Below are 12889 nucleotides of genomic sequence, written 5' to 3'. Positions count from 1 at the left end.
CTTGATATTATACTTCCATAATTTCTTGTTCTTTTTCTTTTGCTAACTGTTCAATTTTCGCAATGAAATTATCAGTTTCTTTTTGAACTGTTTCTTGTGAGCTTCTTAATTCATCCTCTGTGATTTCACTATTCTTCTCTTCTTTTTTTAATTGTTCATTAGCATCACGACGAACATTTCTGACCTGCACACGATACTCTTCAGCATATTTACCGACAACTTTAACTAAATCTTTACGTCTTTCTTCCGTAAGTGCTGGAATACTAATACGAATAACATTTCCATCATTTGACGGTGTAAGTCCAAGGTCTGCGATTTGAATTGCTTTTTCAATATCTTTAATCGCAGTTTTGTCATATGGTGTGATTACTAATAATCTTGCTTCCGCAGCTGAAATAGAAGCAATTTGATTTAAAGGTGTTGCAGCACCGTAATAATCCACGTTTACACCATCCAAAATACTTGGATTAGCGCGTCCTGCTCTTACTGTTGCTAAACTCTTTGAAAAAGCTTGAACAGCTTGTTCCATTTTATCCTTCAATTCGTTCATAACTACATCTGACATATTTATTTCCCCCTTATTGTTGTCCCGATTGTTTCACCTTCGACAACTTTTTTAATATTTCCTTCTTCTGTGATAGAAAATACAATTAATGGGATATCATTATCCATACTTAGTGATGAAGCTGTTGCATCCATAACGCCTAGACCTTCATTCAACATTTCCATATAGGATAAACTTTCGTATTTTGTTGCATCTTTATCTATTTTAGGATCCGCTGTATAAACGCCATCAACATTATTCTTCGCCATTAAGATTACTTCTGCTTCGATTTCAGCAGCTCTTAATGCTGCAGTCGTGTCAGTAGAGAAATATGGATTCCCTGTACCAGCAGCGAAAATAACAACACGTTTCTTCTCTAAATGTCTGATTGCTCTTCTTCTTATGTATGGTTCAGCAACCTGACGCATTTCAATTGATGTTTGTACTCGAGTTTCAACACCGACGTTTTCCAGCCCATCTTGCAGTGCAAGGGAGTTCATTACTGTTGCCAGCATTCCCATATAATCTGCTGAGGCACGGTCCATTCCCATTTCACTTCCGACTTTCCCACGCCAAATGTTTCCTCCACCAACAACGATGGCTACTTCTACACCTAATTCTACTACTTCTTTCACTTGTTCTGCAATTGATTTAATCGTCTTAGGGTTTATGCCATAATCTTGATCACCACTTAAGGCTTCCCCACTTAATTTCAAGACAATTCTACGGTACTTTGCTGTTGTCATAATTACCTCCATAGAACTTGATATTTTCCCTTGTAATTTAAACTCTCCCACAAAAATTGATGGGGTTATGTTGAAATAGGGAACAAAATTTGTTCCCTATTTCAGAATACAACCATATTTAAATTACTTATTGCTTGTTGATTTGGCTCATTACTTCTTCAGCAAAGTTTTCTTCGCGTTTTTCTAATCCTTCACCAACTTCATAACGAACAAAGGACTTAACTGTAGCACCTTTATCTGCTACATATTTTTTAACCTTTTGATCTGGATCTTTAATGAAGCTTTGATCTAGAAGGCAAATTTCTTCAAAGAATTTATTTAAACGACCTTCAACCATTTTTTCAACAATATTTTCGGGTTTTCCTTCATTTAATGCTTGTGCTTTTAAGATTTCACGCTCATGATTTGTTTCTTCTTCAGAAACTGCATCACGAGAAACATATTTAGGCTTAACAGCTGCAACATGCATTGCGATATCTTTCGCTAATTGCTCGTCTGTTGTTCCTTCAAGTACAGATAGAACTCCGATGTTTCCGCCCATATGTAAGTAAGCACCAAAAGCATCATTATCTGTTTTGTTAAAGATTGCGAAACGACGTAGAGAAATCTTTTCACCGATCTTAGCTACTGCTTCATTGATGAATGTTTCTACAGTTTCACCCTCACCATGAAGTTTTTGTTGTAATGCTTCTTCCACGTTTGCCGGTTGTTCTTTCACTAAGTGTTTCCCTAACTCTGCTAGTAAATCTTTAAACATATCGTTTTTCGTTACAAAATCAGTTTCACAGTTCACTTCAAGAAGTACAGCAGTATTATTATCTACTTCAACATATGCAGCACCTTCAGCAGCAATTCGGTCTGCTTTTTTAGAGGCTTTTGCAATTCCGTTTTCACGAAGGTAGTCAATTGCTTTGTCGATGTCACCTTCTGTTTGTTGAAGTGCTTTTTTACAATCCATCATACCCGCACCAGTCTTTTCACGTAACTCTTTTACCATTTTAGCAGTAATATTCATGATCTTGTCCTCCTTTTAATGTCTTCATGTCTTCTAAATAAACTCTTTGAAAAAGGTGATAAAAGGTTCCTCTCCTCTTATCACCTTAACCTTTTTTTTGGTAGATACGTGTAACGAAACCTACCTATCACCTAAAAGCTTGATTATGCTTGTTCTGCTTCTGCAATAACTTCTTCAGTTACAACTTCTTCAGGAAGCTCTTCAACTTCTTCTTCTTGTTTCACTTCTAAAATAGCATCCGCCATTTTAGATGTCAAAAGTTTAACAGCACGAATAGCATCATCATTTGCTGGAATAACATAATCGATTTCATCTGGATCACAGTTTGTATCAACAATTCCGATAATCGGAATGTTTAATTTATGAGCTTCAGCGATCGCAATACGTTCTTTACGTGGGTCAACGATGAACAAAGCATCTGGAAGCTTTGTCATTTCTTTAATTCCACCTAAGAATTTAACTAAACGATCTTTTTCTTTTAATAAATTTACAACTTCTTTTTTAGGTAATACTTCAAATGTTCCATCTTCTTCCATACGTTCAATATCTTTTAGACGATTGATACGTTTACGGATTGTTTGGAAGTTTGTAAGTGTACCACCTAACCAACGTTGATTAACAAAGTACATACCAGAACGAATTGCTTCGTCTCTTACTGAGTCTTGTGCTTGTTTTTTAGTACCAACGAAAAGGATTGTACCACCATTTGATGCGATTTCCTTAACAAAGTTATAAGCTTCATCAACCTTCTTAACTGTTTTTTGTAGGTCAATGATATAAATTCCGTTACGCTCCGTGAAGATGTATTTTTTCATCTTAGGATTCCAACGACGAGTCTGATGTCCGAAATGAACGCCAGCTTCTAATAGTTGTTTCATCGAGATTGCTGCCATAATAAATTCCTCCTATTTGGTTTTTTTGTTTCCCTCCGTTTAGATCATCTTCATGTAAAGACCAAAATATCCAATGGCACCCTTCACATAAATCACCAAACGTGTGTTTTATTTACCTATTCAATAATTTGAACATAGTATTTACACCAGAAGTTACTATACCATATCAACATGATGTAATCAAGCATTTCCCTTATTTTTTTTATACATTTTAATAAATAGTTCTACTTCTGTTTTCCCGCGGTTTAATTGTTGTGCTATTTCCATGATTGACATTCCTTGATGGTGTAGCTGTAGTATTTTTGCCTCTAAGGAGGTTTCCATTACATCATGAACTTTTTCATCAATAATGGGAGTGTCAATAGTATCCTGTGGTTCTTGCGATACTTCCTTTTGGGGAACAGGATCATGATTCATTTTATCCTCTGAAACAGCATGTGACTTCCAAGAAGTGTTATTGGATGATGAACTTGAATTGAGTTCTTCCTGTAATCGATTATTTTCTTCCTTTATTTCTAGTAAATAGGTTTCAAATAATTCCATAACTTCCGTAGTATCTTCTTTCTTAAATGATTGAACCTGTTGATAGAGACGATAAATTGCATATAATGCAGCAATATGTAGCAAGAAACTAATAATAAGTAATAATGATTGCATGATTTCCTCCAAATGGCTAATTCTCTTAGCACCTACACAGGCACATTAAATCGATTCACTAATTAAATAAAGGATGAATGACAATCTCATTCTTAATTAAATGAATTGCTACATAATGATAACTCTCTCGAATCATCTGTTTATACTTCCCAAAGGAAACAATAACATTGGAATGGATAAAATTTCTGACAAGTAATGATGCTTCTTTTTCACTGCCGATTTGTGCATCCAACTGTTCTAACACTTCTTCCAATTTGATTAATCGCGTTTCCGCTTTATGCACGGTATTTCTGTATCTTAGATAAGAAATACGCGATCTAGGGCTTTGTAAATTGCTTTGTCCCTCTAACCTCTTCCCTAATATCTCTAGTTTAGTTAGTGCATCCTGTAATTTCTCCTTTTCAGAGAATAACTGGTCCTTCCTATCCTGAATCGACTTGTCTATACCAAAGACAACTTCTGTTTTCGTTCCTAAATGATTACCAATGTCCTTTACATCAACAGATTTTCCCGCTGACAGCGTGCCACCAATAATATTGCCCTGTTGACAAACAACTTGATTTCTGGCTAGACAATTGCTATGTAAGATGGAATTTTCGACAAATAGATCTTTTCCTGCACAAACCTCACCTTGATTAATATAGCCAACTTTAATATTTTCCTTTGCTTGAATAAGCCCGATATTATTACCTACAAATCCTTCAGAAATATAAATCGATCCTTCAGAAATAACCGTTGCCGCTTCAACCATGCCGAATATTTTAATATCGCCCCCCGCTTTTACTGTAAACCCATTTGGAACATCCCCATGAATAATTATCGAACCAATAAAGTCTAAATTCCCCGTCTTCATGGAAATCGACTCATGCACTTCAAACACTGGATGTACATGAATATAATTACCTACTCGCGTTAATTGACCATTTGTTACAGCAAAAAAAGATTGATCTTCCTCTCGATAAACAACATTTTTTCCTGTTTTGATAATCAGCCGTTTTCCAGGAAATGCCTTTATTCGATTACCTTCCACTGTAACCCCCTCTTGTCCAACAGTTGGATTCATTAAAGTAGCCAATTTCTGCCCAGTTGCAACAGATGGAATATGCATCACCTCACGAAAATCCCATTCTGAATCATGGACAATTTCCGTACTAAAATTTGTTTCATATGTAATTTCTCCGTCTTTCCCGTTTATCGCTGGTAAGCCTTTTGCAATTACTAATGGAAAGGCTTCTTTCCCAATAGTCGCTGAAACCTGCCGAATCACCTGGTGATCAATCCCATAATTCACTTTATTTTTTTGCAAGAATCCCATTATTTGTTCTTCATTAAAATCTAGATCTAAATCATGATGGTAAGAATCGGTACAATATATTTGTGCAGATAAATGATCTTTGGCTATAACAATATAAAAGTATTTGTCGATTTCATCCATATTCCCTTTACCCCTTTAGAACTTTATAAGCTATAAAACATTTTGTATCTTGGTCAACGTGTTTTTTAGTTTGAAAATCGCCTTTTTGTGGATTTGGGATATTCTTGAGGTAGTTAAATCTAAAACCTGACCAATTTCTGTAAAAGTTAATTCATCAAAATAAAACAAGCTAACAATCATTTGTTCGTTCTTATTTAATGCTTTAATCCCTGCAACTAGTTCTTCTTTCCATTCACCTTGAAGAAGCATTGTATCCGGTAATATCGCTTCATCATCTGGGATTGAATATCCGATTCCTTCTTTCAAACCTTCTGATCCATTTTTGGACTTTTCTTCAATCGATAGAACATTCGCATAGAGGGAATCACTTACGATTGATTCTACTTCTTGGGAAGATATCCCCAGTGTATCAGCGATTTCCTGAGAACTGGGCTGTCTCTGTAAGGCTTGTTCAAGTTCTAGTGTAGCCTGGTCCACCTTTTTCGTCTTTTCTCTCAAGGACCTTGGAAGCCAATCAATCTTTCTCAAGCCATCAAGAATCGAGCCTTTTATACGAAAGGAGGCATATGTATCGAATTTCAAATCACGACTTGGATCAAACTTTTTTAACGCATCATACAATCCGAGCAAACCAAGACTCTTAATATCATCCCTACTCACGCTTTTCGGTACATTACTAGCAATTCTCTCTACATGAAAGTTTACCAAGTACATATAATGTATGATTAGTTCATTAGCAGCATCATTACTGCGATACATTATCCAATTATTCCAATGCTCTTGTTCGATAGGAGTATCATTAGTTGTCATTATATATTGCTCCTCCTTCGCCCTTTTTGAACAACCTCTTTTAGAATAAGCATCCAACTAATTATTAAGCAAATAGAGCATATTTTCCTACTGCTTCTTATACATGATTATATCGTGTATTCATCACTACGTACTTTTCGAATTTTCAATTCACTAGTGCTTGGATTGAATTCTATTGTCCTACCCGAATTTCCTCCTACATCCGATGATACAATTGGAATTTCATATTCCTTTAACTTCTCTTTAACAGCATCAATATTCCGTTCACCAATCCGCATCGTATCAGAACTAGAAGTAAACTGAAACATTTGCGCTCCACCTGCAATTTTTGCTTTTAATCGATTCTTATTTGCGCCACTTTTTACTAATTCATCGACTAAAATTGGAATAGCGGTATCTGCATATTTCAATTCATTCAAATTTGATTGCCTTGTATGAGTCGAATCGGGTAGTAGAACATGGGATAATCCAGCAAGCTTCTTCACTTCATCATAAACAACGACACCTACACAGGAACCGAGTCCTAAAGTACGAATCGCATCTGGCGCTGTAACAAACTTCAAATCTGCAATACCAACCTTAATAACTGTTTGATTTGAATGTATCATAACTGCTCACTTATCCCTAATGCGGTAAATAATGTTGGTAATGCCTCTGGATCTGGTACGAAAAAGAAATTACTGTGAATGCCGCCCTCAAGATCACTACTTTGAATCTGCGTATCAATAATAATGACATAATCAGATACTTGGGATATTTCAATTATTCCCATTGTTAAAATCGCGCCAGCCATATCAATGCTTAAGTGTGGTACGGAAGGTTGCATATTGATATTCGTAAAATCAGATAATGCTGATAGATATGAGCCTGTTACAATATTGCCAATTTCTTGCAAGGCAGATATGGTAAACTCATCGACTTTATTATCATCCGTTAATGAAAGCTCGTGATTATTCGTAAAGTTTTTTACAAGCATTTCTGCTTCTTCAACTTTTAAGATAAAATATACATTTCCAGGTACTTCTCCGCTAATTTGAAACAGTAGCGCGACAATTAATTCTTCTGGACCGCCAATCATTTCCATCATGTGATCGAAATCCAGAATATTTACAGATGGTACTTGCATATTTATTTTCTTATTCGTCAGCTTTGCCATTGATGTTGCTGCATTTCCTGCACCGATATTTCCAATTTCACGTAAGACGTCTTTTTGCGTCCCTGTTAATTCTATATATTCCATATCATCAATGCTCAACTATCTGTAAAACTTTTTGTAAATCAAGCAAGACAACAAGGCGATCATTGAATTTGGTTACTCCATTTATATAATCAACATCAATTGCACCAATTGCCGCTGGCGGCTGTTCAATCATTTCTTCTGGAATATCAATAATATCATTTGCCGCATCAACAATTAATCCAACTTCCATGTCACGAGATGTGACGATAATAATACGAGTGGATTCCGTTACTTCCATCTCTTCCATTCCGAAACGTAAACGTAAATCGATTATTGGCGTCACAACACCACGAAGGTTAATTACACCTTTAACAAATTGTGGTGTTTGTGGGACCCTTGTAATAGTTTGCATCTTCTCGATTGCGCCAACTTTATCGACAGCTATTGCAAATTCTTCATTTTTTAATTGAAATACAATTACTTTTCCATCTTTTGTAACATTATTCTCCATTATGAATTCCCCCCTGTAGCTTACTTTAAATCCCTCACTAATTTTACTAGCATTTCTCCAACATGATGTAATGGGACAACATGATCAACTAAAGCTGTTTCGGCAGCCGCTTTTGGCATTCCAAAAACAATTGCGGTTTCCTTTGCCTCTGAAAGGACAACAGTCTGTGGATCCATTTCATTTAAACGTTTGACTCCTGCTGTTCCATCATTCCCCATTCCTGTTAGGACGACGGCAATTTTATTCGTTCTTGTCAACAATGCAACTGATTCAAATAGTACATCTACTGCCGGACGATGCCCATTTCTTAAGGCTTCATCAGTTAATTTTATCTTATATTCCTGTCCTACTTGCATTACCTTCATATGAAAATCCCCTGGTGCGATATATGCCGTCTTATTTTTGATAATTTCCCCATCAACGGCTTCCTTTACTTCTATTTTTGTCAATGTATTTAAGCGATTAGCCAGTGACCTCGTAAATCCGGCAGGCATATGCTGGACAATTAATATCGGTGGCGAGAAGTCGCTAGGAAGGTCTGTCAGTACTTGTTGTAACGCCCTCGGTCCGCCTGTAGATGTTCCAATTGCTACGATCGTCTGATCAAAAATTTGCTTCACTGATTTTCTCGTAGTTTTTGTATCAAACTTCTTTATTTGTTTCGATTTATTTAGGTCCACCTGTGAAGCTGTGATAACAGTGTGGATAATTTCTTCTTTAATCGTTGTCAGATTCAACGAAATCGGTCCAGACGGTTTCATAATGAAATCTACTGCACCATTAGAGATTGCTTGGATCGTACTTGATACTCCATCTTCGGAGACGCTGGAAAGCATAACAACTGGCAATGGGTTCGTACTCATAATCAGTTGCAATGCCGTTATACCGTCCATAACAGGCATATGAATATCCATTGTCACAACATCAGGTTTAAATATCTCGATTTTTTTTAACCCATCCTCACCATTTCGAGCGGTCGAAACTACCTCGATACGTGGATCACTAGATAAAATATCCGTAATAACTTTTCTCATAAATGCGGAATCATCAATCACGATAACTCGAATCGATTGTGTCATTTTTTACCTCTCCAATAGTAATTGTTTTAATCGTTTGATAAAAGAACCCTCTATCGTCTTTCGTGCTTTCGCATTTGATAAATAATAATATGTCAATTCTTGCATTGCTTTTGATATTTTTGACTTCTCATCAAATAGTATAAATGGTGTTTGTTTGATTACAGCCTTCGAAACACTTTTGTCATCTGGGAGAATACCGAGCTTTCTAACTTCAACCTGTAAAAATTGTGACACGACCTGCTTAAATCGCTCCAATGACCGCTCCCCATCTTTCAGAGAGGCGACTCGATTCATAATTACCGATATCGGCATTGCCCGTTCCCTGTTAATAACAAATTTAATCGCACTATATGCATCCGTAATCGATGTTGGCTCAGGAGTAGTCACAACGATACATTCATCTGCCGCCAAAATAAAAAATAAACTTTCATTCGATACACCGGCACCCATATCGAAAATAATATAATCATACATTCGAATGACCTCATTGTACTGATGATAAAAATGCTCCTTTTTCTCCTCATCAAGGGAAAAAAACTCACTTACACCAGAACCACCCGCAATGAATCCGAGGTTCTTAGGTCCTAGTTCAATAATATCATGAATAGACTCGAAATCATGAAACATATCAAAAATTGTCTTTTCTGCATGTAAACCCAATAGAATATCAATATTCCCCATGCCAACATCTAAATCAATTAGCAATACTTTCTTACCTTTATTAATTAGTTCCAATGAGAAATTGAGGGCAATATTTGATTTGCCAACCCCACCCTTACCACTTATAATGCAAAGGGTTTTCGCTTGCTTCGAATTATCCGTAAATGCTAATTTTCTCCGTAAGCTCGCCGCTTGATCATGCATCACCAAAATCACCTACTATAAATGCTGCAATTTGATCGGGTGTTACTTGCAACAAATCATCTGGAACATCTTGTCCGTTTGTAATATAGGCAATTCCGATTTGTTTATCTAACATAATATTGAGCATACTGCCATACTGTCGTGTCTCATCAATTTTCGTAAAGATCACTTCTTTTATGAAAAGATGACCGAATTGATCAAATATTTCCGTTATATCTTGCGGTTTAGCTGTTAAGGATAGTACCAGATACGTATCCATTTCAATATGGATGTCCACACTTTTTTCTAGTTCGCGAACATACTTCTGATCACGAAAGTTTCTACCAGCCGTATCAACTAGGATTACATCGTATTCCTGAAAGTTTTGCACTGCAAGCTTATAATCCGAAATCGAATAAGCGACCTCTAACGGTATATTTAAAATTTTTGCATACGTTTTTAGTTGCTCGATTGCAGCGATTCGATAGGTGTCTGTTGTAATAAACGCGACCTTTTTATGATCCTTTAATATCATATTCGCAGCAATTTTAGCAATTGTCGTCGTTTTTCCTACTCCTGTTGGACCGACAAATTGAATAATTTTCTTCTCGTATTCAATCCCTTTAAAGGAAATATTTTCGAGCAAATCCTTTATAACTTTGTTCGTGTCTTGTTTCATTTCTTTTAATTCTGCGCTAATCCCTGCTTTTTCGTGCCGCTCAATAAGCAAATCCATTATTTTTTGAGCAATCGTCGGATCTACCTCTTGATAGAGTAAATATTGATACATTTCTTCATATTGGATTGGATAATGTGTCTTCATTTTCTCCGCTTGGTATTCCATCATTTTCTTTAGCTGCTTAATCTCATTTATAACGATTGCATTGGCGTTCTTTTCTTGTAATGACGAGAAGGAATCGGTCAATTTAGGTAAGACTGCTTTTTTTTCCTCCGCGTTTGCTGGTAATGGGACTGAATCAAGTACAGCAACTACTTCTATCTTTTTCTTCTTAAATAATCCCATGAACCCACCTTGTTGTATTTCTTGTGAGTTCAAAATGACGGCATTAGGACCAAGCTCTTTGCGGATCTGCTTCATTGCTTCCGGCATTGTTGGTGCTATATATTTTTTCATCTTCATGCTACATTCACCACCCCAACACTTTGAACTTGTACATTAGGTTCTAGCTCATTATAGGATAATACAACAACCTGTGGTAAGAATCTGTCTAGTAGTTGTTTTAAATACATGCGAATTGCAGGCGAGCATAAAACAATCGCAGCCTCTTCCTGAATGGTTAATTTTTCAACTTGCTCATGAATCGTCTTTATTATCAATTGCTGTGATTCTGGATCAAGTGATAAATAGTTGCCATGTTCTGTTTGCTTAATGTTCTCAGCAATTGTCTTTTCAACTTTACCAGATACAGTGATTACCTTTAATGACAAGTCATCATTCGTATATTGCTTTGTTATTTGGGCTGATAATGCTTGTCTAACGTATTCCCCTAATAGCTCCGTATCATTCGTTAATTTTGCAAAATCCGCAAGCGTTTCGAAGATGATTGGTAAATTACGAATCGATACATTCTCTCTAAGTAACTTTGCAAGTACTTTTTGAATATCACCAATTGCAAGTGGTTCGGGCGTTACTTCATCTGCTAAAATTGGATACGACTCTTTTAAGTGATCAATTAATTGTTTGGTTTCTTGTCTACCTAATAAAATATGTGCATGGTTCTTAATGACTTCCGTAATATGTGTGGAAACAACAGATGGTGGGTCGACTACTGTATAGCCGGATAATTCAGCTTCATCCTTCATTTCTTCACTTATCCATTTAGCTGGCAGGCCAAATGCAGGCTCCGTTGTGTCGATTCCTTCAATTTCATCATCATCAATTCCTGGGGCCATCGCCAGATAATGATCAAGCAGTAACTCACCAGAAGCGACGACATTTCCTTTTATCTTAAGGCGATATTCATTCGGATTAAGTTGAATATTATCACGGATACGTACGACCGGAATAACAATCCCAAGTTCGATTGCCAGCTGCCTTCGAATCATCACAATTCGGTCTAATAAATCTCCACCTTGATTTGCATCTGCTAGTGGAATAAGTGCATAGCCAAATTCAAATTCGATTGGGTCCATATTTAATAAATTGACAACATTTTCCGGAGAGCGCATCGCCGAGCTCTCTGCCTGTACATCTTCTTCAACATCTGGGATTTCTGGTTCTTTCGATTGTTTTAATAATATGTAGCCACAAATCGCCAATAATCCTCCTAGCGTCGTTGTTAATAGAAAGTTAATTGGAGTGATAACACCAATTAGAAAGATTGTCGCTGCAGCAATAAATAATAATTTCGGATATTGCGTTAGCTGTCCAGTTACTTGTGTACCTAAATTTCCTAAACCACTTGATCTAGTCACTACAATCCCTGTTGCCGTTGACACTAATAATGCTGGGATTTGACTTACTAACCCGTCACCAACCGTTAGACGAGTAAAGGTTGTTACAGCGTCTCCAATTGGCATTCCCATTTGCATCATTCCGATGATTATTCCAAATACGATATTAATAATAACAATAATGATACCTGCAATTGCATCCCCTTTAACGAACTTACTTGCCCCATCCATGGAACCATGAAAATCTGCTTCACGTTCCACTTTCTCACGCCTTTCTCTAGCTTCTTTCTCAGAAACTAGACCAGCATTCAAGTCTGCATCGATTGCCATTTGCTTTCCAGGCATCGCATCAAGAGAGAACCTTGCTGCTACTTCCGATACACGTTCCGAACCTTTTGTAATAACTAGGAAGTTGATAATGACTAAAATGATAAATACAACAAAACCTACTAGTGGATTATCGCCAATTACGAATGATCCGAATGTATCAACAACACCACCAGCATTTCCTTCTGATAATATCGCTCTTGTCGTTGATACATTTAATGCTAAACGAAATAACGTTAATAATAGAATCAATGTAGGGAAAACGGAAAATTGCAGCACTTCCGTTGTGTTCATTGATACTAAAATAACGATTAAGGAAAGGGTTATATTAACTAAAATAAGTATGTCTAATAGCCATCCAGGTAATGGAATTACTAGCATCATTATTACTACAATTACCGCTACAAGAACGGACATATCACGTACTTTCATGG

At 36.5% G+C, this 12889-nt stretch carries 14 protein-coding genes; all 14 read right to left on the bottom strand.

The window, feature by feature from the left end:
* Nucleotides 1-7 precede the first annotated feature (7 nt).
* The gene (gene frr / locus CWR48_RS07300) at nucleotides 8-565 is read right to left on the bottom strand and encodes a ribosome recycling factor (RefSeq protein ID WP_115772586.1); all 558 of its coding nucleotides are present in this window, start codon (nucleotides 563-565) and stop codon (nucleotides 8-10) included.
* A gap of 2 nt (nucleotides 566-567) precedes the next feature.
* Entirely contained in the window at nucleotides 568-1290 is a 723-nt protein-coding gene (gene pyrH / locus CWR48_RS07295) for a UMP kinase (RefSeq protein ID WP_115772585.1), read from the bottom strand.
* A 127-nt stretch (nucleotides 1291-1417) separates the two neighbouring features.
* Complete coding sequence (tsf, locus tag CWR48_RS07290) at nucleotides 1418-2305, bottom strand: translation elongation factor Ts (protein ID WP_115772584.1); 888 nt, start codon at nucleotides 2303-2305, stop codon at nucleotides 1418-1420.
* A gap of 143 nt (nucleotides 2306-2448) precedes the next feature.
* Nucleotides 2449-3198 carry a 30S ribosomal protein S2 gene (gene rpsB / locus CWR48_RS07285; RefSeq protein WP_115772583.1) on the bottom strand — a complete coding sequence of 250 codons (750 nt, stop codon included), beginning with the start codon at nucleotides 3196-3198 and terminating at the stop codon, nucleotides 2449-2451.
* A gap of 180 nt (nucleotides 3199-3378) precedes the next feature.
* Nucleotides 3379-3855 (bottom strand): DUF6115 domain-containing protein, encoded by a 477-nt coding sequence (locus CWR48_RS07280; protein WP_115772582.1) that lies wholly within the window; start codon nucleotides 3853-3855, stop codon nucleotides 3379-3381.
* Nucleotides 3856-3913: 58 nt separating this feature from the next.
* Nucleotides 3914-5290: a flagellar assembly protein A gene (locus tag CWR48_RS07275; protein WP_115772581.1), complete on the bottom strand. Its 1377-nt coding sequence runs from the start codon at nucleotides 5288-5290 to the stop codon at nucleotides 3914-3916.
* A 30-nt stretch (nucleotides 5291-5320) separates the two neighbouring features.
* Nucleotides 5321-6100, bottom strand: coding sequence for a FliA/WhiG family RNA polymerase sigma factor (locus CWR48_RS07270; protein WP_115772580.1), 780 nt, complete (start codon nucleotides 6098-6100; stop codon nucleotides 5321-5323).
* Nucleotides 6101-6207: 107 nt separating this feature from the next.
* Nucleotides 6208-6708, bottom strand: a complete 501-nt coding sequence (locus CWR48_RS07265) for a chemotaxis protein CheD (RefSeq protein WP_115772579.1) — start codon at nucleotides 6706-6708, stop codon at nucleotides 6208-6210.
* On the bottom strand, nucleotides 6705-7340 hold the full coding sequence (locus CWR48_RS07260) for a chemotaxis protein CheC (RefSeq protein WP_115772713.1): 636 nt from the start codon (nucleotides 7338-7340) through the stop codon (nucleotides 6705-6707). Before CWR48_RS07260 ends, CWR48_RS07265 begins: the two co-directional genes overlap by 4 nt.
* 4 nt (nucleotides 7341-7344) lie before the next feature.
* A complete protein-coding gene (locus tag CWR48_RS07255) occupies nucleotides 7345-7791 on the bottom strand; it encodes a chemotaxis protein CheW (protein ID WP_115772578.1) in 447 nt (148 codons plus the stop codon).
* 20 nt (nucleotides 7792-7811) lie between these two features.
* The gene (locus CWR48_RS07250; RefSeq protein ID WP_115772577.1) at nucleotides 7812-8870 is read right to left on the bottom strand and encodes a protein-glutamate methylesterase/protein-glutamine glutaminase; all 1059 of its coding nucleotides are present in this window, start codon (nucleotides 8868-8870) and stop codon (nucleotides 7812-7814) included.
* 3 nt (nucleotides 8871-8873) lie between these two features.
* Nucleotides 8874-9734: a MinD/ParA family protein gene (locus CWR48_RS07245; RefSeq protein ID WP_115772576.1), complete on the bottom strand. Its 861-nt coding sequence runs from the start codon at nucleotides 9732-9734 to the stop codon at nucleotides 8874-8876.
* The gene (gene flhF, locus CWR48_RS07240; protein ID WP_115772575.1) at nucleotides 9727-10854 is read right to left on the bottom strand and encodes a flagellar biosynthesis GTPase FlhF; all 1128 of its coding nucleotides are present in this window, start codon (nucleotides 10852-10854) and stop codon (nucleotides 9727-9729) included. Before flhF ends, CWR48_RS07245 begins: the two co-directional genes overlap by 8 nt.
* Complete coding sequence (gene flhA, locus CWR48_RS07235) at nucleotides 10851-12887, bottom strand: flagellar biosynthesis protein FlhA (protein ID WP_115772574.1); 2037 nt, start codon at nucleotides 12885-12887, stop codon at nucleotides 10851-10853. The genes flhF and flhA overlap by 4 nt, the downstream gene beginning before the upstream one ends.
* Nucleotides 12888-12889 lie beyond the last annotated feature (2 nt).

It is taken from the genome of Oceanobacillus arenosus (assembly GCF_003369575.1).
Taxonomy (GTDB): Bacteria; Bacillota; Bacilli; order Bacillales; family Amphibacillaceae; genus Oceanobacillus; species Oceanobacillus arenosus.
This window is presented reverse-complemented; position numbering and strand designations above follow the sequence as displayed.